Here is a 26,756-nt window from a genome sequence, read left to right as displayed (position 1 = left end):
GTTTAGCGCGATCCCAAACTAACCAGCGACGGGACGGCTGTGGAGAAGGACTTTTTCCGTTTCAAAGTGGAAATCCTGCACCCGTGAGCGATCGGTAGCGCAAACTTCAGCTATCGCCTGGCCGGAATGATTTTTTTGTTAACAGAAACAGAGAGTTAATAATCGGATGTAAAACGGGCAAGACGGCACGGGAGGGATAAGCGGAAATTTGGGTTGCTGGTTAGCCGTCACAAAACCAACAAACAGCAACCCTGAGGATCGGGTTAACAGAGAAACTTATGACGCCGCGTTCGAGGGTTTTGTTAATCGCTTCACGCCGGGGTTGTCGACAGCAGGCTGGAGGCGATGCTTTTTACGTCGGCCAATGGCGGCCACGATCAGGGCGAAACGGGCTTCATTGAGCCTGTAGCAGAACCCCATGATCAGCGCCGCGACAATCGCCAACGTGCAGGGCCAGATAAAGATCAACTGCCTTAACCCCGCCAGCGTAGCGCTACTTTGTACGGTGTTCGGCACGTAGCCTATCTGCGTCAGCATCAGGCCAGGCAAAAAACCCGCCAGCGCGGCAGAAATTTTACGAAAGAAGGTGTAGCCGGTGTAACAGGCACCTTCTGCCCGAATACCGGTTTTCCACTCGCCGTATTCTACGGTATCCGGTACCAGCGCCCAGTTAAGGCTGTTAACGAACGCCGTGCCGAAAAATGCCACGCAGGAGAACATGACGAACAGCAGAGAGCTGTTCCCCCAGAGAAAGTTACACAGATCGCCCACGGCCCACAGGAGTAACCCACCCAGGTAGACCTGTTTTTTACCGAACTGTTTTACCGCTGTGGGCACCAGCAGTACCCCGACCAGGATACAGCCCATACTGAAAAAGCCCATCCAGGCGAGCAGATGCACATCATTCAGGACGTACTGGGTGTAATACACCTGGATGGCCAGTTTGATGTTAAACGCCGCCAGGGTACACAGGTTCGCCAGGCACAGGACGCGTAACGGTGGATTGTGAAAGATAGCGCGAAATGCCGTTGCTACGCCGGGTTTATGATGGGCTGGCGTGACCTCCACATAGCGCTCTTTGACGCCGCGGTAACAGCACGTCATGCACAGCATTCCGCAGGTCACAAAGAGCGCAGCAGCCACCTGATAGCCCAACGCGCTTTTGCCGACAAACAGCGACTGGATTGGCATAAAGCATACGGTACACACCAGCAATCCCAACGTTGCCCCACCTTGTCGCCAGGCGGCAAGATGAGCGCGCTCCGTGGGATTTTTGGTGATTGCCGGCACCATGGCCCCATACGAACAGTTCATCAGGCTGTAAAACAGGCCGAACATCATAAACAGCGCCGTCGCGATCGTGGTCTTTACCGTCAGGCTAAAGTCGTTAGCAACAAACTGTGCCGCCGCCACCAGCGCTACCGGCAGTGAGAAACAGAGAATAAACGGCCTGAATTTGCCCCTGGTGCCAATATGGCGGCGTGAATCCAGCACAATGCCGGTGAACATATCCGTGACGGCGGTGAAGAATTTGGCCACCAGGAAAATCACGCCGCCGTACCAGGCTGGCATGCCCAGCTCATCGGTGTAGAACTTGAGTAAATAAAGCGTCCCAATAGTCAGCATCAGGTTGGAGCCAAAATCACCGAGGCCGTAAGCAAACTTCTCGCGCAGAGGGAGTTTCAGCGTGAGGGGATCGGAGCCTGTATTCATAAGTGATCCTTTTAGCGCCGCGACCGGCGCAGTCACAGAGCCAAATCAGCGCTGACGTTTACGGGCATCAATCTCTTCAATGATACGGACGTACATTTTTTCATTGAGGTTGTAGAAGCAGCCCATTGCCACAATCGTGGTGACCGCCAGCGCGCCGGGATAAATAAACATCAGCTGCTTTAAGCCCTCGACAGTGGCAGCAGACTGAATGACGTTGGGGACATAGCCGATTTGCGTCAGCATCCAGCCGGGGAAGAAGCCAGCCAGCGCCTGGGATACCTTACGGAAGAAGGTAAAGCCGGTATAAACCGTGCCTTCAGAACGGACGCCCGTCCGCCATTCGCCGTACTCTACGGTATCGGACACCAGCGCCCAGTTGAGGCTGTTAACAAAGGCAGAGCCAAAAAAAGCCAGGCAGGACCAGGCGACAAAACTGACCGAACCGCCACCGATAAAATAGTTGAGCAGGTCACCGACAACCCAAATCACTAATCCACCGATATACACTTTTTTCTTGCCAAAGCGCCGCACCGCGCCCGGCATCATGAACACGCCGATAAAAATGCATCCCATGCTGAAAAACCCCATCCAGGAAAGCAGAACGGGATCGTTGAGGACGTACTGCGTGTAATACACCTGAATCGCCAGCTTGACGTTAAACGCCCCCAGCGTGCAGAGGTTGGCAATGCACAAGATAAACAGCGGCCGGTTACCGGCTATCGCCCGAAAAGAGGCTAACAGGCCAGGCTTTTGGGTCGGGTTGGCTGGCGCACTGTCGACATAGCGTTCTTTAACACCGGCGTAGCACCACCACATGAAAAACAGCCCAAACGCCGAAAACAGCGTGGCGGCTACGATGTAGCCCAGTTGCGCATTCCCTTCAATCAGGTTCATCACCGGGACAAAACCCACCGTACAGATCAGCAGGCCCAGCGTTGCGCCGCCCTGTCGCCAGGCGGCCAGCGAGGCCCGTTCGTTAGGGTTTTTCGTCATGGCCGGCACCATCGCCCCGTAGGAGCAGTTCATCATGCTGAAGAACAGGCCGTAGAGCATGAAGAGCACGGTTGCCACTATCGTTTTGCCGGTCATGTCGAACGGCGTTCCAACAAAATTGGCGATAGCCAACAGGGTCACCGGAAACGCGGCATACAGCACAAAGGGGCGGAACTTGCCTTTCGGGCCAATCCTGCGCCGCGAATCCAGCATGATGCCGGTGCCCATATCGGTAAAGGCAGTAAAAAACTTGGCAACCAGAAAGATGATTCCGCCGTAGGTGCCCGGCAGCTCCAGCACGTCGGTATAAAACTTCAGTAGATAGAGCGTACCGATATCTAACAAAATGTTTGAACCCAGATCGCCCATGCCATAGGCGACTTTCTCTTTAAAGGGCAAACGTAATGTTGCCGGTTCATTGCCGGAAGGAAGGGGTTGCTGGCTCATGAGTTATCTCCGCAGCCCCACTGAGAAAGTCAGTGAGGCTGCTTTTTTCAGGATGGGTTAGACGGGTTCTGCTGCGCAATGTCAGCCCGGATAGCCGCCACTTTTTTGCCAAACAGCAGCTGCATCACGGCCAGCAAGCCAAACGACGGCACCAGCACCCACCATGCGGGGATAGCCAGCGCGCCCTTAATCAGCATGGAGCCGGAGGCAATCAGCAGGAGAAACACCATCAGGCGGAAAGCACTGACGGAGATGCGCTGGTGCACGTACTGGCCCACTAACGATCCCAGAATCATGGTGGGAATGCAGAACATCACCAGCTTGATTGTTGAGATTGTTAACATGCCGCTGGTGGTCAGGCCGCCAATAATGGCGATGTTATTCGCGGTGAAAAACGCATTGAGTGTGCCGCGAAAAGCCGCCGGTGCCAGATTCCTTAACATGCCGTAGATCACCACCGGTGGGCCATTGGTGGCAAAAGCCGATCCCAGCGCCCCGGCAATCACGCCCGTTGGCACCACAATCCAGTTTTTGTCATACACAGGCAGACGAGGAATAAACAGGCTGTAGAACGAATACAGAATCAGGAAGGTGCCCAGTCCGGTTTTCATGATGTAATCCGGGAAATTGGACAGCGCGTAGATCCCCAACGGGATACCAGCAAACGAGAACAGGATCAGCACCAGGGCTGACTTCCAGTTGGTTTCTTTGCGCGACAGCCAGGCGGCATACAGCGCGGTTGCCGTGCCCACGATGACCGACATCGGGGCCGCCATTTTGACCGGTAGCAGTAAGGTTATCAGCGGCATGGTAACCAGTGCACCGCCAAACCCCGCACAGATGCCGATAAAGGTGTACAGGAACATAATGGCAATAATGATCCAGACCACATCGGTGGTGATTTCCAGCCCTTCCGGTGTAAACAGAGTAAAGAAATCCATAATCTTTTCTCCCGCTACTGTGGCAATGTTTGGCTGCCTGTTAACCCTAATGAAGCAAACAATGGCTGCCATTCGCTGTCGGCACGATAAAACACCGGCGGTTTGCCCAGCGGGGCGGCGACGGTGATGTCACCGCCGTTAACGCTTTCACCGGTCCACATGTTGACCCAGTGGTCTTCGGGCAGGTAGAGCGACCAGTCGCGGCGGCCTTCTTCATAGACCGGCGCAACCAGCAGGTCACGCCCCAACAGATATTGGTATTTCAGCGCATAGGTACGGGCATCCGCTTCATAGTGCAGAAATAACGGACGCATCACGGGCAACCCGGCGCGGGCGTTCTGCGCGACAGCCTGTTTGAGATAGGGTTTTAACGTGGTGAAGATCGTGGACATGCGGGCAAAGTGGGCAATGGTTTCTTCATCGCTATCGAACTGCCAGTTATCACCGGGACGGTTCCCTTCATGGGTGCGCATCATCGGGGTAAAGGTATTGAAGTCACACCAGCGAAGCAGGAGTTCTTTACTGCGTTGCATCCCATACAGCGTGGTGTAGCCACCGATATCGCTGTGATGCAAACCGTGACCACTCATCGCCAGTGACAAGGCGGCAGGCACCACCGAGGCCAGGCCATCGTCCAGGCTCCAGTCCACATTTTGATCACCGGCCCACATCATCACGGAGTACTTCTGGCTGCCGGTATAACCCGCGCGCATAAAGAACAGAACGTCACCGAGTTTGCCGGTTTCTTCCAGCGCCTCATAGTTGCACTTCGCCCATAGCGCTGGCCAGGCGTTATGCATAATTTCGGCACTGACGCCATTGTGCAAGTGGGTGTCCGTCGGCAGGTACTCGCCAAAATCCGCCATCCAGCCGCGACAGCCCAGGGCAATCAAATTGTCTTTGATCACGCCTTTGAACCACTGATATGCCTCCGGATTGGTGAGATCGACCACGCCCGCATAAAACTCGCCAAATTCAACGTGGTAATCCTGCCCTGCCGCATCTTTGGTCAGATAACCCTTGCGGGCGGCCTCTTCGCACAGACTGCGGTCGCTGGCCACATAAGGGTTGATATACGACAGGAACTGAACGCCTTCCGCTTTCCACTGCTGAATACGCGCGTCCAGATGGGGATAACGCGCGCTGTCCCACTGCCAGTTCCACATCACGCGCTTGCCGAAGGAGGTCATTCGGATGCCGGACCAGTCCTGCGCCCAGATACCGTTCACTTTCACGCCCGCCTGACGCATTCTGTCGAGCTTCTGCTGGCATACCTCGGTGCCGCCCTGAATACCCAGCGTGATGCCATCGTAAACCCAGTCAGGCAGTTCCGGCTGACGACCCAACAGGGCACTCATTTTTTCCAGCAGAGCAATATAAGTGTCAGCGCACTCAAAACGTAACGTGGCGTTATTTTCCCAGAAAGCCAGTTCGTGGTAATCCGCGGCACTGAAGTCAAAATTCATGTAGCCGCTGTTATCCGCGTGGCAGTAGTACTTCTGGCTGCTGACAAACGTCGGCTGCGGGAAGAAGGTCCAGTAGTAATCCCCCCCGGCATTCTCGGCACAGTCAGCCTGCCAGGTCACCGCGCTTTTTTTATTGCGCCCGACGCCCTGTTCGCTGGTCCAGAGTGGGAAAGGTTTACCTCGCAGATCAAAACAGGAGAATTGCTCACCACAGCCGTAGATGTGATCGTCTGCCTGCGCTGACAACCTCAGCCAGATACGATTAAGCCCGCCAGAATCATTTGTCAGCGCAAGCTGAAGGCGGCCTTTTTCATCCGTGCCAATCGTCAGCGTGGCACTGAACACCTCGCCGCGTGAGAAGCGTACCGTCCAGCCGGTGTCCTGGGTGGTAATCACCGCCTCTGTGAGCGCCAGCTTTTCATTCAGCCGGTCTTTGATGCTGAAATTGCCGCGAAACATATCGATATCGGCCTCGCCGTTGCCAATCCACAGACAGGGTTTTTCCTTGCTGTGGCTCATAATCTGTCGGTTTTGATAAGTCAGTGAAAAGCCGTCACCGGCGGCAGTAAGCGTTACGCCTGCCGTCTCAGGATGTTGTAAGTGCATTCTGACCTCTGTGTTGTAGGATAAAGAAGGTAAGGTTTGGCGTTATTTGAGCCGATCACAGCCAATCGTGAACGTCATGTGATGGCGCGCCTGCGGCGCAAGAAAAATCACATCAATGCCAGAGTTGAACGCATCAGGTGGACAACTCATCGGTTCAGCGGCCAGGCCAGTGCGGCCAAGTTTTTCGCCGCTGTAAATTTGCAGCCAGGGTTGATCGCTGCGTAAGAAAACCGAAAGTGATTGGTGTGGGCAGGTTAATCGCACCGCCCATTCGCGTCCGGCCGTGCAGGTGTTCACACTGCAGTCGATCTGCGTCGATGCCAGCCGACGCGGGGTAAGAAAATCCCCTTCGGCAATCGCCGCGGGCAGCGTAAGCAGGCAGTCATCGACCTGGGTCATGTTGCAGGTCAGATAAGGATGCGAGCCGACACCGTAAGGCGCGGGTTGATTGCCCACATTCTGGCTGCTGAGAGTGACCTGTAGGCCCTGCGCGGCATCAAGTCGGTAAGTGGCCTGCGACAGCAATGCAAATGGGTAGCCGTAACTGGGCGGCAGAAATACCGTTAAGGTCGCCTCGCTGTCTGTCTGTTTGGTAATCTGCCAGTCACGCCAGGCCAGCAAGCCGTGAATGGCGGTGCCCCCTTCGTGGTCGTTGATTGGAAGCTGAAGCAGATTGCCGTTATGACGCCAGGTTCCCTTCGCAATGCGATTGGGCCAGGGAATAAGCACTTTGCCCATATGCGCCAGCGGCATGATTTCAGGCGGATGTGGGAGCACCAGGTGGTGGTCAGCGTGCCTCAACTCAGCCAGGCCGGCACCCACGGTAACGATTTTTGCCTGATAGTCTCCGGCACGAAGAACAAGGGTTTGTCCGCTGCTGTGCATAGCTGGTACTCCCGTTTTTAGGTTTTTTAGGTTTTTTAGGTTTTTTAGGTTTTTTAGGGATTATTTCGCGTTACAGTCCAGTAAGCCTGCCGCCACAGCCGGTGCCAGACCCGGAGCCAGTGGAAGGCGCGGGATCACCAGGCAATGCAACAGGTGATAGATATCCTGTTTGCCGTCCCACACTTTGGTGGTCACCTTGTTTTCGCAATCCAGCTCTTGCCACCATGAGCCGTTCTCGAAATCCATCATGTAGGTGATGCAGTAATCCCACCATTTCTGGTACCAGGCTTCGTATTGCGCTTCACCCGTGACGGTATATAAGGCGTAAGCCGTGCCCATTGCCTCGACCACGGGCCAGCGCACTCTTTCACTCACCACCGGCTTGCCCTCCCAGTCCACGGTGTAAACAAAGCCGTCTGCACCATCCGGCGCCCAGGCGTCGCGAATGGTGGCGTGGAATAAGCCTTTCGCATCTTCAATAAGCCAGTCCGGGGGCGTTTCGAAGCGCGCCTCCAGCGCAGCATGCAGATGCAGCATCAGGCGTCCCCACTCAATCCAGTGTCCCGGCGTACCGCCGTAAGCCCGGAAGCGGTGAGCCGGATTCTCTTTGTTGTAATCGCGCAGGGGATTCCAGTCAGTATCGAAGTGCTCATTGACCCGGTACTCACCGTTGCGCGCGACGTCGTGAATGATCACCGAGGTGACACGCAGGGCGCGGTCCAGCCATTTCTTATCGTGCGTGACGTCATAGACAATCAGGAAGGCTTCCACGGCGTGCATATTGGCGTTGCCGCCACGGTAGTCTTCTGTCTTGCTGAAGGCTTCATCCCAGGACTCCAGGCACATCTGCTCGTCTTCACTCCAGAAGTACCGCTCGATCACGTCGATAGCGTCATTCAGCAACTGACGGGCAGCAGGATGCCCCGTCGTGACCGCGCTGGCCGCGCCCAGTAGCACGAAAAAGTGCTGATAACCCTGCTTGGAGGCATCGACGACACCTTCATCGTTTACGCAGGCGTACCAGCCGCCGTACTTTTTATCGCGCAGCGCGCCATTCAGGGCGTTAATACCGTGTTCGACCAGCGAGTAAGCTCCCGGGCGGCCCATTGAGGCGGCCACGGCATAGACATGCAGCATGCGTGCGGTAATCCACAGGTGCGTACCCATATCAGGTTTTACCTGGCCGGTATTTCCCAGCCAGCCAAATCCAGTGGGGACCGCTGCGTTTTTACCAAAGTCGAGAATTCGGTCCGTTTCCTGTTCGAGCCAGCGGTTGTGGCTCAATGTGTTAAACCATTTCATGTGCTTTTGCCCTCTTAACGTTTAGCCATCATTTCATCTACGATCTCGCCCAGCCGTTGCAGCCTGGGGACGGAAACATCCCGTAACATCAGGTCGGTGTCAGGTAATCCGATGACGGAAGACCAGACGGCACGCCCGGCCAGGAAGCCCGATGCGCCCGCCTGCATGGCCACCCGGACGGCGCGCGGGAACAATTTTTCATCAATGCCCGACGAGAGGATGACCCACGGCATGGCGATCCGATCGTTGAGCTTTTGCGCTGCCGCCAGCAGATCAGACTGCGAGCCTTTGCCAAACAGCGGCATTTCCACCTTGTAGAGATCCGCTCCGCTGTTGCCTAATTCTGTGGCGGCATCGAGGATCGCCTGCTCGCGATCAAAACGATCGCCACGACGCGGCGGCCTCACCACCGGTTCGATAATGCTGAGCAGTCCATGGCTGTGGCAGCGCGCGTTGAAGGCCTTAACCATGTCAAGACGCTGCTGCGGATCTTCATCACTGCGCCACAGCACCAGCAGCTTGAGCGCCTTCGCGCCGTCACGCTTTACCGCCGCCGGATCGACGTTTTTATCGATCACCACGCTGTCTACCGGGATGCCATTGCCTGGAATAAATTCATCTGCCGCGACGATCAGGCCGCAGCCGGGGGCAACCGCTTGCCGTTCGACGATTTGCTGAAAACAAAACTGTTGATCGACCAGGATCGCCGAGGCATAGGGCGATAAAACAGTGGCAGCATTGACTTTAAACTCGGTCAGCACGCGATCGCTGACCGGAAGTGACGCGCCAGCGGCGGCGAACATCAAACGCATCGCCTCACGCTGATCGACTGCGAGCATGGCGAAACCACCTGAAGGTCGGGTGATATCGTTAAGGGTGTAATGAGTCATGCTTCTTTCCTCTGAGTAAGCGTCACAATGTGTTGGAAGTGGTAAGGCCCGCGCTGGCGCGAACATGTTCGAGAATGGCGGTCCAGTCCTCGCGTCCGCGTCCGGCAGCACGGGCCTGGTTGTAAACTTCACGTGAGGCCGCGCCAAGCGGCATCGGTACATGCAGTTGGTTGGCGACATCCAGCGCAATCCCTAAGTCCTTGTGGGCCAGATCGATCATAAAGGCCGGTGAACAATCCCCTTTCAGGACCTTGTTGGGCCAGGTCGTGGTGAAATGCCCTTTGCCCGCAGGCGTGCCGTTCATCACCTGCAGCGCGACGTCAAACGACAGTCCTAACCCTTCACACAGCACCGCCGCTTCCGCAGAAAGCGCATTCAGCGCGATGCTCATGTAGTTGTTGATCAGCTTGACGCGAATCCCCATGCCAGGCCCGCCGGCAGGGATCAGCGCATCACCCATCGCCATTAACACCGGCCTTGCCCGCTCAATCTGTTGTGGCGTGCCGCCCGCCAGCAGCAGCAGCGTTCCGGCTATTGCGTGGTCAGATGTGCGCCCCACGGGCACATCCATCATGCTGAAACCGCGAGCGGTCATTTCGCCGATCAGCTGATCGGTTTGCAGCGGATGGATCGTCGACATATCAATCACCAGCGCATTGGGTGACAGCGTGGTGCAAATCCCCTGGTCGCCAAACAGCACATCACGCACTACGTCGCCGTTGGGCAGCATGGTGATCGCAAACCCGGCGCCTGTTGCCGCCTCGGCTGCGGAGACGGCCGCCCGGGCACCCTTGTCGGCCAGCCGCGCGACCGCCTGACGATCCACATCAAAGACGTTGAGCTGATGGCCTTGCTTAAGCAGATTGCTTGCCATCGGCCCGCCCATTTGCCCCAACCCAATAAAAGCAATTACCGACATAGCGCTCTCCCAAACCCTGTGATTGTCATATTTTGTCATCATTGATGATATTTACTGTCTGTTTTCGATCATATTTGTAATTTATGGTCAAAAAATTGACAGGTGTCACTTTTAAAACATTTGATGAAATTAAAATGACAGCACTGAAAAAAGGGAGGAAGGGTCATGACACGTATTGCTTGTGTAGGGATCGCCGTATTAGATCGCATTTGGTATCTGGATACGTTGCCGCATCAGGGCGGAAAATATGTGGCAAACAACTATCGGGAAGTGGGCGGCGGTCCGGCGGCAACCGCGGCGGTTGCTGCCGCAAAGCTGGGCGCAGAGGTGGATTTTATTGGTCGCGTGGGTGACGACGACACCGGTAAAAGGCTGCTGTCTGAATTAAATCAGTACGGCGTAAACACCCGCTATACAAAGATTTATGAAGCCGCCCGCTCTTCGCAATCCGCGATTCTTGTGGATGCCGAAGGGGAACGCATGATTGCCAACTACCCTAGCCCGGACTTGCCGGAATGCGCAGACTGGTTAACAAAAATCGACTTTTCTCAATGGGATGCCGTGCTGGCAGATGTTCGCTGGCATCAGGGCGCAAAGCGCGCATTTATCCTGGCACGTCAACAGGGCGTCCCAACGATTCTGGATGGGGATGTGACCCCGCAGGACATTGGTGAGCTGGTGGCGTTAAGCGATCATGCGGCGTTTTCAGCTCCTGGTCTGCAACGTCTTACCGGTCTGGAGGGAGAAACGGCGGCGTTGAAAAAAGCACAACTGCTCACAAATGGTCATGTCTATGTGACGCAGGGCGTGCAGGGCTGTGTCTGGCTGGAAGCCGGCACGCTGCAGCATCAGCCGGCTTTCGAGGTGAAGGTGGTCGATACCACCGGCGCGGGCGATGTCTTTCATGGGGCCCTGGCCTTCAGGCTGGCACAGAACGGCGCAGTCGCCGAGGCGGTACGTTTTGCCAGCGCGGTGGCCGCACTAAAATGTACCCGGCCGGGCGGACGCGCGGGGATTCCGGATTATGATCAGACCTGTTCTTTTATGTCAGTTAATGTATAAACTGTGAGCCATGGTGGTATTCAGAGAACAACCCATGATCCTTACGGACGTAACCGGTAATCCCCGCCACGATCGTTTACTCAGGCTGATCGCCGAACGTGGCTACATGAATATTGATGAACTTGCCTTGCTGCTCGACGTTTCCACACAAACGGTACGCCGTGATATTCGTAAGCTTAGCGATCAGGGATTGATCACGCGCCATCATGGTGGCGCAGGGCGTGCATCCAGCGTAGTGAATACCGCTTTTGAACAGCGGGAAGTCTCGCAGACGGAAGAAAAACGCGCCATTGCTGACGCGATTGCGGACTATATTCCTGATGGCTCAACGGTATTTATCACCATTGGCACCACGGTTGAACACGTCGCCCGTGCGCTGTTGAACCACAAGCATCTGCGCATCATTACCAACAGCCTGCGGGTTGCCCATATTCTGTATAAATGCCCGCAGTTTGAAGTCATGGTGCCGGGCGGCACGCTGCGCCCGCACAACGGTGGCATTATCGGCCCGGTCACCACCGCTTTTGTCGCCGGTTTTCGCGCGGATTATCTGGTCACCAGCATGGGCGCGATTGAAAGTGATGGTGCGCTACTGGAATTTGATGTCAATGAAGCCTGTGTGGCGCAAACCATGATGACGCACGCGCGTCATATTTTGTTAGCGGCAGACCACACCAAATTTCAGGCCTCGGCAGCGGTAGAAATGGGCAGCATAAAGCAGGCAACCGCGCTGTTTACGGATAAACTGCCCGCAGCGGCCCTGCAAAATTTACTGAAAGCCCATCAGGTGGAAATCATCCAGGCTACGCCAGGCGGCGATGAGGATGCCTGAATAACTAACCCCGGCCGCGCCGGGGTTATTAACATCGTTAGCGGAACTTCTTGTGGTTTTCGTTACGGATCGCAGCCAGTTTTTGCGCTTCTGCTTTGGCTTCATCCAGCTTGCCCTGCTTCGCCAGTGCATCGGCTTTATCAATCTGGGCAATCAGGTCATCCATGCCTTTATGGAAGTCTTTCATTTCCGGGCTGTCAGGTGCTTTACCTTCCAGTTTATCCGGGGTGCCTTTTTTGGCATCCTCGGCTTTGGCACGCAAATCACTTAACATTTTGTGCAGCTGATCGGCGCTTTTCGCCCCGTCCAGTGACTTGTAGATACCCGACATATCTTTCATATCGTGCTCAAGAGAGGCAGCACCGGCGGTAACGCTAACGGATAAGACGGCTACAGCGAACAACGACATAAGCTCTTTACGCATGCTCAGCTTCCTTTTTATTGTGGGAATGCTTTTTATAAAAAAACGGAGGGTCGATGCCCTCCGCTTGCTATCGCATAAACAACTTAAAAGAGATTTTACTGTCCGGCAATATACATTTCGGGGAGTAAGACCGAGCCGCACTGAATATTGCTGCGGGTTTCGATGTCATCGCCCACGGTGACGATGTTTCGCCACATGTCGCCTAAGTTGCCAGCAATGGTAATTTCGCTTACCGGATACTGGATTTCACCGTTTTCAACCCAGAAGCCCGCCGCGCCGCGTGAATAGTCACCGGTGATCGCGCTGACGCCCTGTCCCATCAACTCGGTCACCACCAGGCCGGTTCCCATCTGCTTCAGCAGATCGTTGAAGCTGTGTCCCTGACCGGCGATGCGCCAGTTGTGAATACCGCCCGCGTGGCCGGTGCTGGTTAAGCCCAGCTTGCGCGCTGAATAGCTGGTCATCAACCAGGTCTGCAGCACGCCATCTTTGATGATGTCGCGAGCCTCAGTACGCACGCCTTCGCTGTCAAACGGCGTCGATGCTAATCCTTTTAACAGGTGTGGCTGCTCCTGGATGGTGAGCCATTCCGGCAGAATCTGTTTGCCCATGGCATCCAGCAAAAAGGTGGATTTGCGATAAACGCTGCTGCCGCTGATGGCACCGACCAGATGCCCAAACAGGCCGGTCGCCACTTCGGGTGCAAAGATCACCGGCGCTTTCATGGTGTCGAGCTTACGTGGCGCAAGGCGCGACAGCGTCCGACGCGCGCATTCCGCACCAACCCAGTCAGGGCTTTTTAAATCTTCGATGGCACGCCCAATGGTGTAAGCGTAGTCACGCTCCATATTGCCGTTCTGCTCAGCAATCACGCAGCTGGACAGCGAATGGCGGCTGGAGCAGTAGCTCTGTAACATGCCATGGCTGTTGCCGAACACTTTGATACCGACGTGACTGTTAAAGCTGCCGCCTTCGGTATTGGTGATGCGCTTGTCTGCCTGCAACGCCGCCTGCTCTGCCTGCGCCGCCAGTTTGATGGCATAATCGGCATCGATCTCCCACGGATGATAGAGGTCAAGATCCGGAGCCTGATAGGCCAGCAACTCGGCATCCGCCGGTCCGGCAAAGGGATCGGGAGACGTGTAACGTGCGATATCAATCGCCGCCTGCACGGTCCGTTTAATCGCATCCGGGCTAAGATCGGTCGATGAAGCACTGCCTTTGCGGTTTTGATGATAAACGGTGATGCCCAGTGCGCCGTCACTGTTGAATTCGACGTTTTCTACTTCGCCGTAGCGGGTGCTCACACCGATACCGGTGGTCTTGCTCACCGCGACTTCCGCGCCATCTGTACTTGCTTTTGCCAGTTCAAGCGCCTGTGCAATTGCCTGTTCCAGTGCTTTTCGCTGTTCTGCAACTTGAGTTGATACGTTCATCGACCTGCCGTCTAATCTTATGGTTGAATAATTTGAGTCTATCAGAGTCAGAGAACAATTTCGCAGTCACCCGATAAACTGGTAGGATTAGCCTCTTTTTTTTGGAGCCAGATATGACAAAGCAGCCTGATGAGTGGCTCGACGATGTACCCGATAATCACGAAGAAGACGAAGAAGAGATTATTTGGGTTAGTAAGAGCGAAATAAAACGCGATGCGGAAGAGCTAAAACGCCTGGGTGCCGAACTGGTCGACCTGGGTAAAAACTCGCTGGATAAAATCCCGCTGGATGAGCGTTTACGTAACGAGATTGAACTGGCACAGCGCATTAAGAAAGAAGGCCGCCGCCGTCAGTTACAGCTCATCGGTAAGCTGTTGCGCAGTATAGATGTTGAGCCGATCCGCATTGCGCTCGACAAACTCAAGAACCGCCATAATCAGCAGGTCGCCCTGTTTCACAAACTGGAAATGCTGCGCGATCGCCTGATTGATGAAGGTGATGAGGCGATGACAGACGTGATTGCCCTTTATCCGCAGGCGGACCGCCAGCAGCTACGTAGCATGATTCGTAATGCGCAGAAGGAAAAAGCGGGCAACAAACCGCCGAAATCCGCCCGTCAGATTTTTCAGTACCTGCGTGAGTTAGCAGAAACCGTCTGACCTTTCCTGGTATTTGCGGCTGAGCAACGCCCAGCCGCAGGGTTTTCTTCTCCCATCAGAGGGAGAGGAAATGATCCGCTAGCGATTAGCGATCCAGACGATCCAGCAGCTTTTGATGAATCCCACCAAAGCCCCCGTTGCTCATGACCAGCACAGAATCCCCCGGCTGAGCCGTTTTTGCGATCATCTCAACCAGCGTATCAATATCCGCGCTACAGTGAGCAGGCTGCATGCAGGCATCTGCAACATCCGCCACCTGCCACGGAATATGTCCCGGCTGGAACAGGAACACTTCGTCGGCGCGTGCCAGTGATGGCGCCAGCTCGTTTTTATTCACGCCCATTTTCATGGTGTTTGAACGCGGTTCCAGTACCGCCAGAATACGCGCGGTACCGCCCACTTTACTGCGCAGTGCGCTGAGCGTGGCAAGAATCGCGGTAGGATGGTGGGCAAAGTCATCATAAATTTTGATGCCGTTTACCTCACCGCGCAGTTCAAGGCGACGACGGGCATTGATAAAGCTGCCCAGCGCCTGGCTGGCGTCTTCCGGCTTCACGCCGACGTGGCGCGCTGCCGCAATGGCCATCAGGCCATTGTGCATGTTGTGCTCGCCCACCAGCGCCCAGTTCACTTCGCCAACGTTCTCGCCATCAAGCAGAACTTCCCAGCGTGATGCATCCGGGGTCAGTTTTTTCGCCTGCCAGTGACCGCCATCGCCGACGTGTTCCTGTTCACTCCAGCAGCCCATTGCCATCACCTGTTTCAGATTAGGATCGTGCTCTGGCAGCAGGATCTTGCCCTGGCCTGGTACAATGCGCACCAGATGATGGAACTGTTTCTGGATCGCCCGCAAATCGTCAAAAATATCGGCATGATCGAATTCCAGGTTATTCAGGATCAGCGTGCGGGGGCAGTAATGGACGAATTTGGAACGCTTATCAAAAAACGCGCAGTCGTATTCATCCGCCTCAATCACAAAGAATGGGCTTTTTCCTAATTTTGCAGAAACATCGAAGTTGCCGGGCACACCACCAATAATAAAGCCAGGTTCCAGGCCACAGGCCTCAAGAATCCACGCTGCCATGCCTGCCGTGGTGGTTTTACCGTGGGTACCCGCCACGGCCAGCACCCAACGGTCGCGCAGCACAAAATCGTGCAGCCACTGTGGGCCTGAGAGGTAAGGAATATTACGTTCCAGCACCGCTTCCACACAGGGATTCCCGCGCGTCATGGCGTTGCCGATAATGACCAGGTCCGGTACAGGATCAAGCTGACTTGCGTCGTAACCCTCTGTTAATGCTATACCTTGCTGCTCAAGTAAGGTGCTCATCGGTGGATAGACGTTGGCATCTGAGCCTGTCACCTGATGGCCAAGCGAGCGGGCCAGCATGGCCAGTCCGCCCATAAAAGTGCCACATATCCCAAGGATGTGAATGCGCATAACGAAGTCCATAACTCAAAAGTTCGGCGCACAGTGTAACCTTGCTTGCACACGGAAGAAACGGATTAGGACTATGGTTTTTAAAGTTCAATCGGCTAAACTGCGTACGCATCCACGGGCAGTTAAGTATGCCGCTGCCACTCCATCGATGATTCAGGGAATGTGTTATGAAAACGTTGGGCGAATTTATCGTCGAGAAGCAACACGACTTTCCGCACGCCACAGGTGAACTGACGGCGCTTATCTCAGCCATTAAGCTGGGCGCTAAAATTATTCACCGTGATATTAACAAAGCCGGTCTGGTCGATATTCTTGGTGCCAGCGGCGTTGAGAATATTCAGGGTGAGCAGCAGATGAAACTGGATCTGTTCGCCAATGAAAAACTCAAAGCAGCACTGAAAGCACGTGGCATCGTTGCCGGTATCGCCTCTGAAGAAGAAGATGAGTTTGTGATCTTTGAAGGCGAAGAAAACGGGAAATACGTCGTCTTGATGGACCCGCTTGATGGGTCGTCGAACATCGATGTTAACGTCTCTGTCGGCACCATTTTCTCTATCTATCGTCGCGTTAGCGAACCGGGTACGCCGGTTGTCGAAGCCGACTTTATGCAGCCGGGTAATAAGCAGGTTGCCGCCGGTTACGTGGTTTACGGCTCATCCACCATGATGGTGTACACCACCGGTTGTGGCGTACATGCGTTTACTTACGATCCGTCTTTGGGTGTGTTCTGCCTGAGCCATGAACGTATGACCTATCCGGACGTGGGTTATACCTACTCCATTAACGAAGGTAACTACATTCGTTTCCCGCAGGGCGTGAAAAAATACCTGAAATTCTGTCAGGAAGAGGACGTGGCGACTCATCGTCCTTACACCTCACGTTATATCGGTTCTCTGGTGGCGGATTTTCACCGCAACCTGCTGAAGGGCGGCATCTATCTCTATCCAAGCACTGCCAGCCATCCTAAGGGTAAACTGCGCCTGCTCTATGAGTGCAACCCAATGGCATTCCTGGCTGAGCAGGCTGGCGGTAAAGCCAGCGATGGTCAAAACCGTATTCTGGATATTCCACCGATCACGTTGCACCAGCGTTGTCCGTTCTACTGTGGCAACACCGCCATGGTAGAGGACGTGGAGCGTTTCCTGGGTGAGTTCCCCGACTGCCGTCAGGGCTAAAGACGAAGGGCGCGATATTCGCGCCCTTTTTGGTTTACGACTGCTGTAGCCTGAACTGTGCCATCGCAGCCTGTAACTGCTCTGACTGCGACTCCAGTGAATGGGTCGCGGCGGTTGCCTGTTCCACCAGCGCCGCGTTCTGCTGCGCTGCTTCATCCATTTGCGTCACTGCATGATTGACCTGATCGATACCACGACTCTGTTCTTCTGAGGCCATGGAAATCTCTTTCATCAGCGCCGTAACCCGCATGACTTCACCGGCGATCTCATCCATCGTTTCGCCCGCGCGCGTCGCCATTTCACTGCCCTCTTTGACCCGCGTTTGTGAGTCGCTGATCAGCGTACGAATCTCTTTGGCCGCACTGGCACTGCGCTGTGCCAGCGTACGGACTTCGTTGGCGACGACGGCAAAACCGCGTCCCTGTTCTCCGGCGCGTGCCGCTTCAACTGCCGCGTTCAGGGCAAGGATGTTGGTCTGGAAAGCAATGCCGTCAATCACGCTCAGGATATCGCCGATGCGGTTAGCGCTGTCGGTGATTTCATGCATTTTTTCCATCACGTAATTCACCACTTCCGCACCGCGATCGGCACTGTCAGACACGGCGTTAGCCAGCTGATGTGCCTGCTGGGCGTTGCTGGCGTTGAGACGGACGGTGGCCGTCAACTGCTCCATGCTGGCAGCCGTTTGCTCCAGCGATGCAGCGGACTCTTCCGTACGTTGAGAAAGATGCACGTTGCCTGCCGCCAGTTCACGGCTGCCGATATCGATCTTCAGGCCGGCTTCACGGACCTGATTAACCGATTCACGCAGCGCGTGCTGCATGCCTGCCAGCGCATTATTCAGTCGGCCCAGTTCATTATTGCCCGCCAGCGGTAAGGCCTGGGACAAATCGCCCGCCGCAATTTGCTCCAGGTGAGTAATCGCGTTGTTTAACGGCGTCAGCAGCATACGGCGTAACAGTACCCAGGCCAGCACCAGAAGCAGCAGTGACAGCAGCACGGCGATGGCAATCAGCACCTTCATCATGATTTCGTTACGCTGGGCTTCAGCCAACTGCGCATGCGTAATTTCATCGGCTTTTTTACCGAAGGTTTCTACCGCATTGCTGTATTTCACTGACAGCGGCTCCAGTTTGCCTTCCAGCAACTGGTAGTATTCATCGTTGTACTGTTTATCCAGCGCCTTCATCATCGGCAGGATGCCCTGATCAAGGTAGTCCTTATAGCTTGATGCAATCGCATCGGCCATAATCTTCCCTTCGGCAGTCACCGTACCGGCATCAACAAAACGCTTAAGATTCTGTTGAGATGCCACCACATCCGCCTGCGCGGTTTTGGTGATGCTTGCTCCCTCATCCAGTAAACCAATCTCAATTTTACGCACTGCCAGCGCAGCACTGGCACGTGCGCGCATTAAATCGGCATTACTTTGATACAAGCTGTTTAACTCAATCCCCTGAATGCGGTTAACCACATCCAGCGAACGATTCCCCTTATTAATTGCCACAATGCCCATCACACTCACCGCCAACAGCAGCAGTGTCATGAACGCCAGCAACGCCAGCAACCCCGTGCGCAGTGATAACTGTTTCATCTTGATCGTTTCCGTATGAGTAGTAAAAGGCGAAATAATTTCGACAACCCTTAAACGGAGAAAGTATCGGCAATGACCTGGCTAAACTTTAACGTCAATAGATGATTAACATCTCTATTACCGTTAACCTGTTAATGAAACTGACCGGTTATGTGGGTAAGCCAAAGAGGAAAAGCATGAAGAGAGGGTTAATACTGGCGCTGGTGGTTAACTGCGGAGGCGCATTCGCGCAGCAGTCCGATATCGATCTTCAGCTAAATCAGTGCCTTAATAAAGCCAGCACCACGCTTGCAATGGTGCAGTGTAATGACAGCGCCATGAAAGGCTGGGATAAGGAAATGAACACCCAGTACGGTTTACTGATGAAAAAATTAAGCGGTGAACCCAAGGATAAATTGCGTGCGGCACAGCGGGCCTGGCTCAGCTATCGTGATGCCTGGCTGGCCGCCAGCCGCAGCCAGCTCAGCACCCAGGGCACGCTGGGGTCCGTTGCGCTCGGCACACAGGGCATTGCGCTGGTGCGCGATCAAACGCTGATGCTGCAATCTTTAAACAAAGGCAGTTGCGCTAACCCCGACGATTGTTGATTAATGTCAGTTCGTTACTGGCTATTCGCCGACGTTTTCATTTACCTGCAGGAAAAAATCATGGCTGCTTATGCCTCCACGCTTATTTTAATCGGCCTTGCCGTGCTGAGTTACTTTGTTCACAACACCGCCGTAACCCTTTCTATATTGATTCTGCTGGCCATTAAACTGACTCCGCTGGCACAGTTCTTTCCTTACGTGGAAAAACAGGGCATTACGTTAGGCATTATCATTCTTACGGTGGCGGTCATGGCACCGCTGGCGAGCGGTTCGCTGCCTGCGTCATCCCTGCTGAAGTCCTTTGCCAGCTGGCAGTCGATTGTGGCGATTCTGGTGGGCATTTTTGTCGCCTGGCTGGGCGGACGTGGCGTGAGTTTTATGAGCGTACAGCCTTCCGTTATTGGCGGATTGTTAATGGGGACGGTGATTGGTGTGGCGTTTTTCCGTGGCGTCCCGGTAGGGCCACTGATTGCTGCGGGCATTGTTTCCTTGTTTATCACCGCCAAATAGCGTTGAGGAGCATTCTGAAACGCCAAAAAGGGGGCGGACTTTCACAGTCAGTTGGCTATAATAACCGACACTCAACATACGACGACTAAAGGAATACCCGATGAGTTTGAACCAGGTGCCAGCAGGTAAAGACCTGCCAGAAGATATCTACGTAATTATTGAGATCCCGGCCAATGCCGATCCGATCAAATATGAAGTTGATAAAGAGTCTGGTGCCCTGTTTGTGGATCGCTTCATGTCCACTGCGATGTTCTATCCGTGCAACTATGGTTACATCAACCATACCCTGTCGCTGGATGGTGATCCGGTCGACGTGCTGGTACCAACCCAGTACCCACTGGAGCCAGGCTCAGTCATCCGTTGCCGCCCAGTTGGCGTGTTGAAAATGACCGACGAGTCAGGAGAAGATGCCAAACTGGTTGCCGTTCCGCACACCAAGCTCACCAAAGAGTACGATCACATTAAAGATGTGAACGACCTGCCAGAACTGCTGCGTGCGCAGATCACCCACTTCTTTGAGCACTACAAAGATCTGGAAAAAGGCAAATGGGTTAAGGTTGACGGCTGGGATAACGCTGAAGCGGCAAAAGCCGAAATCATCTCTTCTTTCGAGCGTGCGGCTAAGAAGTAATTCTGTTTCCAGGCTGCGTGATTCATCTCAGCTGAACAGATAAAAACACCGTCCAACTGGACGGTGTTTTTATTCAGGCTTTCGACTCCTCATCACGCTTCAGCCAGTCACCACTCATGATACGCTGGCGTCCTGAGACTGAACGTTGATAGACATAAAGCCATGCGCTACCGAACGGCGTCTGAATCAGATGACGTTTGTATTCTCCACCTTTAGTACGAAGCGCATCTAACTCGGCGAGGATGGAGGCATCAATCCGGTATACTTCGCAATATACCTTTCCTTCGCCATTAACCACGCCGGGATAGTGACCAAGACTGTAGAGTTCATAGCCCTCAATCTGATGGTCACCCAACCATTGCGCGTGTGTCATCCAGTGACTGTTTCCCTGTTTGCGCCGTAAACTGCCATAGACAATTATTCGCATTGCTAAAACTCAAACTGATAAAGCAAATCAAGAGCCTGATCCACACCGGACACGGCTTCCAAATAGAGTTTAGGCATCAGGCGGTAACGTAAGGTTAACGTTGCCAGTGAATCAAAGATGCCCACTCCGTATTTTACTTGTAGACCCGGCAGTACATAGCCACTGACCTGCACCTGCTGACTGTCGCCAACGCCGGTGGTATCAAGAGCAAGGTTACTGACGCCGAATGTCTCGCCGATTTTACCCACAACCTGACCACTTTGTGCAACCCCTAACCCCACTAACGCTGAAGTTAGTGCATTACCGTCACCGTCGCTCTTCAGTCCCTGACCCCGTAACAGGTAAGAAAGGGCTTCCTGCTGTGACATCGCCGGGTCCGAGAACACTTCAACTTTCGGCTCGTCCGCCAGTCCGGTAACGCGCAGGCCTGCCGTCACGCTGTCCTCTGTCGCATCCGGATTACGAATCGCCTCCAGGTTGATGTAAGGCTGATCCGGTGGCCCAGCGAATTGCAGTTCACCTTTGCGTACGATCAAATCCTGGCCATAGGCATGGAAACGGCCGGAAGGAATGTTGATCTGTCCGTTCAGTCCAAGACCTGATTTATCCTGTACCATTTTCAGGTCGCCATTCAGTCGCGCTTTCAGGCCAAATGCGGACAGGCGCACGTCGTTGCCGACATGGATAATCAGGTTACTGTTAATCGGTATTGAAGCGGTTTGAGGCTCAATCGGTTTAAGGTTTTTATCCAGCATGACCTCGTCAGAGGAGACGCCCACCGCGCTCTCTGGCACCTCTTGTACCGTAATGCGTGCCCAGGGAATATCCACCCGCCCGTCAAGGTTAAAGGCGGCTGGCGTGGCTTCAAAGACCACATCCGGCGAGACATCCATCCGCACCATTGGCGGCACCGTAACCCGTACCCGACTTCCTTTGGCGGCGACACGTGCCCGCCAGTTATCCAGTTGGCTCCAGTCCGCATCACCCGTGAGGTTGATATTGCCCTGCGCGGTCTGCAGCAGACCATTCAGGGTTGAGCTCATGCCGTTAAACACCATATTGAGGCTGGCGCGGGTTAAATCCACCGGCATGAAGTTGCCTTTCACATTCACATCTTTCAGGCCGAGTTGACCAAAGACCTGGGGCTGCTGTGCCGTTCCGCCGAGGCGTAGGTTACTGTTCAGGTTGCCTTTAATGCTTTCGCCCTGCATCAACGCCGGATTGATTATCGCCAGGGAGATATTGCGGATATTCACATTACCGCCCAGCGTTCGGCGCTGTTGCGGATCGGTGATCTGCACATTGCCATCCAGTTGACCGTTGTTGACGATACGAATCAGCCAGTCGAGCTGCGCCCGTCCATCGCGCAGTGCGGCATTGATATTAAGCGTGTTAAAGGCGACAGGCAGCGTATTGCCCTGCACATCCTGCGCGACTTTAACGCCGTTGCCCTTCAGCGCCAGGCTGCCGGTCGGCAGTTTGCCGTCCGCCGTCCAGTTTACTCGGGCATCCCCGCTAAACACGCCGCTCAGCTGTGTCTGGTTAGTGAGGAAAGGTTTTAACATCGCAAGGTCAAAACGGTTTAACACCACATGAGCATGACCATCTGGCCCGGCTTCTATGGGTTCAGGCACACAGAGTTGCGCATTGGGATTTTGCCAGCAGTGCGGGCCAATAGTGGCAGTCTGTTTCTGATTGACATAGTCGATCGCCATGGCGCGCGTCAGTCGCCATTCACCCACCGGCGTATCAAAACGCGTATTGTTCAGATTGCCCTTCCACTGCTCGGTCTGACGGTCGAAGCTGCCTGTCAGCGCGAGTTGGCCTGACACCGGCTTGCCCTGCACGTTGAGTTTGAGCTGGTGCTGCTTTTCATCGCCATCGGCATTGAGCGTCAGCAGGCTGATATTAAGTGCATCCTGCGTCAACTGCTCAACCCGCAACTGCAGCTTACCGGCGATTTGCTCGCTGGAGCGCACATCACTCTTCAGGGTGATGCGGCGGACAAGCAGTTGCTGCCAGCGTAAACCGGTGGCGGTAAGATCGGCCAGCAGTTGTGGCGCTTTCAGCGTACCCCGTGCCTTGATATCCCCTTTGACCACCCCGCCCAGCCCCGGCAGCGCATTATCGAGATGCAGAGCATCAACGCTGGCATCCAGGTTGAGTGTATCGGCCAGGCTGCCTTTTACATCCAGATGATTACGTCCCAGCGCTATCTTGATGCCGGGGATATCCCACTGGTTGTAGCTGTTGCCCCGTAAGGTGCCGTCAGCGCTTACCGCGTTCTGTTTAACGTTACCTTTTAGCATCAGCTGCGGTACGCTCACCTGCCAGCTGCCACCATACAGGCTGCCACGGGTGGTAATCTTACCGTCCAGTTTAGCCGGCCAGTCAGGATACTGGCGCGCGGTATTGATGCCGTCCAGCGTCAACTCACTGCGCCAGCTGATGGCTTTGCTCCAGTCCACCAGCGCGGTGAGATCGATGTTGCCCTGCAACGCCGCCACACGCAGCTTATCCAGACTGAACTGTTGCACGTTGCCCTTGCCATCCAGCGCGACCGTAGCAGGCGGCACCGATTCCCCTTTGACCGAGGTGCGCAGAGACATGACATAGTCTGTCGCCTTGCCTTTGAACTGATAGTTAAGGTTATCGGCCTGATACTGAATCGCCCCGGTCAGCGGCCAGCGCAACTGCGGACTGGTCAGGTTTAACGCCAGCGGTAGACCAGCCACGGCGGGTTGAGCGCTGGCATCAAGTTGTGCGCGTACCGGGCCGGAAAGGTTCAGCGCCAGTTTCAACTCGTCACGCATCGCCCCCTTTAAGGTCAAACTGAGTTTTTCCCCTTTGACAGGGTCAACGTTCACCTCGCCGTTCAGGGCAAAATCAACGGGCCAGTTGTCAGCAAGCGTAGCCTGACCACCGCCGTTCAGCTTGCCCAGATTTGAGTCAACCTCCAGCGTTTGCAACTGCATATGGCGGTCCAGCGTTTTCGCCTTCACCCGCAGTCGGCTAACCGAAATATCAGTATCACCGGTGATGCGTAGCTGCTCGCCCAGAATTTCCTGTACATCAATATCCAGCGGTAACTGAAAGTCGGGCAGCGCGGGCAACAGCGGTTTTGCAAACAGCGCCTGCAAGGTTTCGCCCAACGGCTTCTCATCCGGCTGAGGCTGTTGTATTTTGGGTTGCACCACCTGCTCTTTAGCCACCTGCGCCGCTTTAGGCAGCGCTATCAGCAAACTTTGGATATGGGTGGGATTCAGCGTCAGGGCACGATCCTGCCACTGCAAGCCGGTGGTAAAATCCGCCAGCGAAATAGCGCTCTCATCGACTTTCACGCTGATGTTGTGCAGGCCCACATGACGCAGGCTGATCGGATAAGGTGTGCTGAGATTGCTGGTGCCGCTCTCTTCTTCCGGGGGTGCCGTCGACGGCGTCATCTTTTTGCTGTCGACCACCACGCTGATATCTTTCAGCGTCAGATCATTAACACAGACCGACGAGTGCAGCAGGCAGTTGAGATCCACAGCCAGATGGATAGTGCCCGCATTAACGCTGACGCCAGGCATCTCATAGCGCAATCCACTAAGGGTAAGATTACGCCAGCCGCCGTCCACTTTGTTGATCGACAAGCCCGGCACCCAGCGCGACGCGCCGTTTAACACCAGATGTAATCCCGGCGTCGTACCAATCAAAAATGCCAAACCCGCAAACAGCAAGACCAAAAAAATCAGAAAGCCAATCAGGACCTTTTTCCAGCGCTTCATAGTTCAGGCCCCAACCCTACGTAAAATTGCACACCATGCTCCTCGCTATCCCCAATGGGGCGGGCAATATCAAACTTAATGGGCCCCACCGGTGATGACCAGCGCACCCCAATACCTGCGCCGGTTTTTACATTGCTTTGCTTAATGTCATTGACCGCCTCGCCTGAGTCGACAAACACCGCGCCCCACCATTTGCCGCTGACGTTGTACTGATATTCCAGCGAGCCGGTAACCATTTTGGATGCGCCTGTCAGCTTGCCGTCACTGTCACGTGGAGAGACGTTTTTATATTTATAACCGCGAATACTGCGGTCACCACCGGCAAAGAAGCGCAGATCCGGCGGCACTTTGTCAAAGTCGTTGGTTTCAATCCAGCCCACCGTACCGCGGGCAATAAAACGGTTCTTTTCACCCAGCGTGCGAATCCAGACGTTTTGCGCCTGCAGGATTAAGAAATCGACATCCGAACCCCAGGTGGTATCGGACACATCTGCGGAATAACGCTGCGAATCGCCCCAGGTTGGCATTAAGCCGCCGCGTGAACGGGTGCGGTTCAGACTGACGCCGGGATAGAGCAGCATCGTGGTATTGGTGACGTTACCCTGCGTAAAGTGATCCAGGCTCCAGCGCAGGTTAAGGGCTCTTTGCCAGCCGCTGCTGCTGTCCCAGTTGCGCGATACCGCCAGCGTACTGGTATCTGCTTTGGTGTCGTTAAGATCGGTGCGTTTCAGACCGCCGGAAAAGGTGTAGTACTGCTCCAGTGGGCTTTTCAGCAACGGGACTTTGTAACTGAGATCGACCTGTTGCTCGGGCGCGGAAACATAGGCACTGGCGGCCATACTGTGGCCCCGATCGTTAACCCAGGGTTTTCTCCACGTTCCTTTCAGGCGCGGTCCAACATCCGTCGAGTAACCGACACCGGCTTCAATGGTATTTTTAGCGCGGGGTGACACCACGGCATTTAAGGGCAGAACTTTGGTTTTACGGCCCTGCTTAAACTCGGGCGCAACCACCACTGACTGGAACCAGCCGGTCGCGGAAAGACGGCGGTTAAGTTCAGCCAGATCGCGGGAACTGTAGTAATCCCCCTCTTTGAAGGGCACTAAATTTTGCAGATAAGCTTCGCGGATCTGCGAGCCTTCAAAGGTGACATCACCAAAGCGATAACGCGGACCGCTGTTGTAGTCCAGATCCCAAAAGGCTTCATGGCGGTCAACAGAAACACCTAACTGGCTTTTTTCAAACTCACCATCGAAATAGCCGTTACGCAGGGCAAGGTTGGTAAAGCCGCTTTTAAATTTATCGTACTGACCGTGGTTAAGCACCGTCCCGACTTTGGGCCGCCCCTGCGCAATCCAGTTTTTATAATCCGCATCGTTTTTCGCCTGACCGGTGACGACAATCGTACTGCCCGCAATTTTTATCGGCTGACCAGGCGTAACACGGGCGATTAACACCGGACGGCCGCCCTGAGGAGGCGCGGGGCGCGATTCGAAGTCGATATCCGGCTCATAATAGCCAAGCGCGCGGAGTCCCTCTTTGATCGCCGAAGAGACGCGAGAGCGAAAGCGGCCGTCGTTGGTGACTTCGTCGCTGCTAATGGTCGACAGGCGTGCCCTGACGTTTTTTTGCAGTTCTCCGGTTAGCCCTTCCAGCTGTAGTCGAACCGGTGCCGCCCCGAAGGCGGGCGCGACGAGCAGCAAACCCGTCATGCAATAAACATAAAATCGTGGCACTTGTACTCCTGTCTGTCATGCCTGCCCCATTCCACAGGGCGCGTGTTAATCCTCGTTACCGATACAATCGCGACGGCAACTCACTCATCATAGCCGCACTTTTTGCCAACTGGCAGTGTACAACGAGATCTAAGCCAAATTGAGCATTATTGTCGGCAAAACCCACTTAGGTTACAACGGCGTTGTAACGTCCTGGGCGCTTCGCGGTTTGCCTGCTTATCGGCGCGGGGGAGGACAAGACAATAAATACTCACGCAGAGAGCCATCGTTTGCCCTCTGGCGGCGGCATCGTCGCTGCTGCTATAATCAC

At 54.7% G+C, this 26,756-nt stretch carries 22 protein-coding genes; 7 read left to right on the top strand and 15 right to left on the bottom strand.

The features are described from left to right. Nucleotides 1-276 precede the first annotated feature (276 nt). From FBY13_RS18545 to yihU, 8 genes are read right to left on the bottom strand one after another with little or no spacing between them, the layout of a single operon-like run. The gene (locus FBY13_RS18545; protein WP_145394843.1) at nt 277-1,713 is read right to left on the bottom strand and encodes an MFS transporter; all 1,437 of its coding nucleotides are present in this window, start codon (nt 1,711-1,713) and stop codon (nt 277-279) included. A 45-nt stretch (nt 1,714-1,758) separates the two neighbouring features. Then, nucleotides 1,759-3,153, bottom strand: coding sequence for an MFS transporter (locus FBY13_RS18540; protein ID WP_096011230.1), 1,395 nt, complete (start codon nt 3,151-3,153; stop codon nt 1,759-1,761). Nucleotides 3,154-3,200: 47 nt separating this feature from the next. Next, nucleotides 3,201-4,094 (bottom strand): sulfite exporter TauE/SafE family protein, encoded by an 894-nt coding sequence (locus tag FBY13_RS18535; RefSeq protein WP_145394842.1) that lies wholly within the window; start codon nt 4,092-4,094, stop codon nt 3,201-3,203. 14 nt (nt 4,095-4,108) lie between these two features. Further along, nucleotides 4,109-6,166 (bottom strand): alpha-glucosidase, encoded by a 2,058-nt coding sequence (locus tag FBY13_RS18530; RefSeq protein ID WP_145394841.1) that lies wholly within the window; start codon nt 6,164-6,166, stop codon nt 4,109-4,111. A 42-nt stretch (nt 6,167-6,208) separates the two neighbouring features. Continuing rightward, nucleotides 6,209-7,051, bottom strand: coding sequence for an aldose-1-epimerase (locus FBY13_RS18525; RefSeq protein ID WP_063877381.1), 843 nt, complete (start codon nt 7,049-7,051; stop codon nt 6,209-6,211). Nucleotides 7,052-7,111: 60 nt separating this feature from the next. Further along, a complete protein-coding gene (gene yihS, locus FBY13_RS18520) occupies nt 7,112-8,353 on the bottom strand; it encodes a sulfoquinovose isomerase (protein ID WP_145394840.1) in 1,242 nt (413 codons plus the stop codon). A gap of 14 nt (nt 8,354-8,367) precedes the next feature. Then, the gene (gene yihT, locus FBY13_RS18515) at nt 8,368-9,243 is read right to left on the bottom strand and encodes a sulfofructosephosphate aldolase (RefSeq protein ID WP_145394839.1); all 876 of its coding nucleotides are present in this window, start codon (nt 9,241-9,243) and stop codon (nt 8,368-8,370) included. 22 nt (nt 9,244-9,265) lie between these two features. Next, a complete protein-coding gene (gene yihU / locus FBY13_RS18510; RefSeq protein ID WP_145394838.1) occupies nt 9,266-10,162 on the bottom strand; it encodes a sulfolactaldehyde 3-reductase in 897 nt (298 codons plus the stop codon). Nucleotides 10,163-10,327: 165 nt separating this feature from the next. Between yihU and FBY13_RS18505 the strand changes: the two genes are divergently transcribed. Both FBY13_RS18505 and FBY13_RS18500 read left to right on the top strand, forming a co-directional pair. Beyond that, entirely contained in the window at nt 10,328-11,224 is an 897-nt protein-coding gene (locus tag FBY13_RS18505; RefSeq protein ID WP_063877385.1) for a sugar kinase, read from the top strand. Between the two features lie 34 nt (nt 11,225-11,258). Further along, nucleotides 11,259-12,056 (top strand): DeoR/GlpR family DNA-binding transcription regulator, encoded by a 798-nt coding sequence (locus FBY13_RS18500; RefSeq protein WP_063877386.1) that lies wholly within the window; start codon nt 11,259-11,261, stop codon nt 12,054-12,056. Nucleotides 12,057-12,093: 37 nt separating this feature from the next. Here the strand turns inward: FBY13_RS18500 and cybC are convergent, their stop codons facing one another. After that, on the bottom strand, nt 12,094-12,480 hold the full coding sequence (gene cybC, locus FBY13_RS18495; RefSeq protein ID WP_063877387.1) for a cytochrome b562: 387 nt from the start codon (nt 12,478-12,480) through the stop codon (nt 12,094-12,096). A 95-nt stretch (nt 12,481-12,575) separates the two neighbouring features. Then, nucleotides 12,576-13,916: a metalloprotease PmbA gene (gene pmbA, locus FBY13_RS18490; protein WP_063877388.1), complete on the bottom strand. Its 1,341-nt coding sequence runs from the start codon at nt 13,914-13,916 to the stop codon at nt 12,576-12,578. A 113-nt stretch (nt 13,917-14,029) separates the two neighbouring features. Between pmbA and yjgA the strand changes: the two genes are divergently transcribed. After that, complete coding sequence (gene yjgA, locus FBY13_RS18485; RefSeq protein WP_063877389.1) at nt 14,030-14,575, top strand: ribosome biogenesis factor YjgA; 546 nt, start codon at nt 14,030-14,032, stop codon at nt 14,573-14,575. An 85-nt stretch (nt 14,576-14,660) separates the two neighbouring features. On the opposite strand, the gene mpl is transcribed toward yjgA, so the two are convergent. After that, the gene (mpl, locus tag FBY13_RS18480; protein ID WP_063877390.1) at nt 14,661-16,016 is read right to left on the bottom strand and encodes a UDP-N-acetylmuramate:L-alanyl-gamma-D-glutamyl-meso-diaminopimelate ligase; all 1,356 of its coding nucleotides are present in this window, start codon (nt 16,014-16,016) and stop codon (nt 14,661-14,663) included. A 167-nt stretch (nt 16,017-16,183) separates the two neighbouring features. Between mpl and fbp the strand changes: the two genes are divergently transcribed. Beyond that, nucleotides 16,184-17,191 carry a class 1 fructose-bisphosphatase gene (gene fbp / locus FBY13_RS18475; protein WP_145394837.1) on the top strand — a complete coding sequence of 336 codons (1,008 nt, stop codon included), beginning with the start codon at nt 16,184-16,186 and terminating at the stop codon, nt 17,189-17,191. 34 nt (nt 17,192-17,225) lie between these two features. On the opposite strand, the gene FBY13_RS18470 is transcribed toward fbp, so the two are convergent. Further along, a complete protein-coding gene (locus tag FBY13_RS18470) occupies nt 17,226-18,785 on the bottom strand; it encodes a methyl-accepting chemotaxis protein (protein WP_096011238.1) in 1,560 nt (519 codons plus the stop codon). 176 nt (nt 18,786-18,961) lie between these two features. On the opposite strand from FBY13_RS18470, the gene FBY13_RS18465 reads away from it, so the two are divergent. The 3 genes from FBY13_RS18465 (at nt 18,962) to ppa (ending at nt 20,513) form a co-directional block, all read left to right on the top strand. Further along, a complete protein-coding gene (locus FBY13_RS18465; protein WP_063881037.1) occupies nt 18,962-19,372 on the top strand; it encodes a lysozyme inhibitor LprI family protein in 411 nt (136 codons plus the stop codon). Nucleotides 19,373-19,432: 60 nt separating this feature from the next. Further along, complete coding sequence (locus FBY13_RS18460) at nt 19,433-19,882, top strand: DUF441 domain-containing protein (protein WP_063881038.1); 450 nt, start codon at nt 19,433-19,435, stop codon at nt 19,880-19,882. A 100-nt stretch (nt 19,883-19,982) separates the two neighbouring features. Beyond that, nucleotides 19,983-20,513, top strand: coding sequence for an inorganic diphosphatase (gene ppa, locus FBY13_RS18455; protein ID WP_063877393.1), 531 nt, complete (start codon nt 19,983-19,985; stop codon nt 20,511-20,513). Nucleotides 20,514-20,586: 73 nt separating this feature from the next. On the opposite strand, the gene FBY13_RS18450 is transcribed toward ppa, so the two are convergent. The 3 genes from FBY13_RS18450 to FBY13_RS18440 are packed head-to-tail and all read right to left on the bottom strand — an operon-like array spanning nt 20,587 to nt 26,422. After that, the gene (locus tag FBY13_RS18450; RefSeq protein WP_063877394.1) at nt 20,587-20,940 is read right to left on the bottom strand and encodes a gamma-glutamylcyclotransferase; all 354 of its coding nucleotides are present in this window, start codon (nt 20,938-20,940) and stop codon (nt 20,587-20,589) included. Between the two features lie 2 nt (nt 20,941-20,942). Next, on the bottom strand, nt 20,943-24,710 hold the full coding sequence (locus FBY13_RS18445; protein WP_145394836.1) for a translocation/assembly module TamB domain-containing protein: 3,768 nt from the start codon (nt 24,708-24,710) through the stop codon (nt 20,943-20,945). Next, the gene (locus FBY13_RS18440) at nt 24,707-26,422 is read right to left on the bottom strand and encodes an autotransporter assembly complex family protein (protein WP_172823915.1); all 1,716 of its coding nucleotides are present in this window, start codon (nt 26,420-26,422) and stop codon (nt 24,707-24,709) included. Before FBY13_RS18440 ends, FBY13_RS18445 begins: the two co-directional genes overlap by 4 nt. Between the last annotated feature and the right edge of the window lie 334 nt (nt 26,423-26,756).

This window comes from Pantoea sp. SJZ147, assembly GCF_007828605.1.
In the GTDB taxonomy this organism is placed as follows: domain Bacteria; phylum Pseudomonadota; class Gammaproteobacteria; order Enterobacterales; family Enterobacteriaceae; genus Pantoea; species Pantoea allii.
This window is presented reverse-complemented; position numbering and strand designations above follow the sequence as displayed.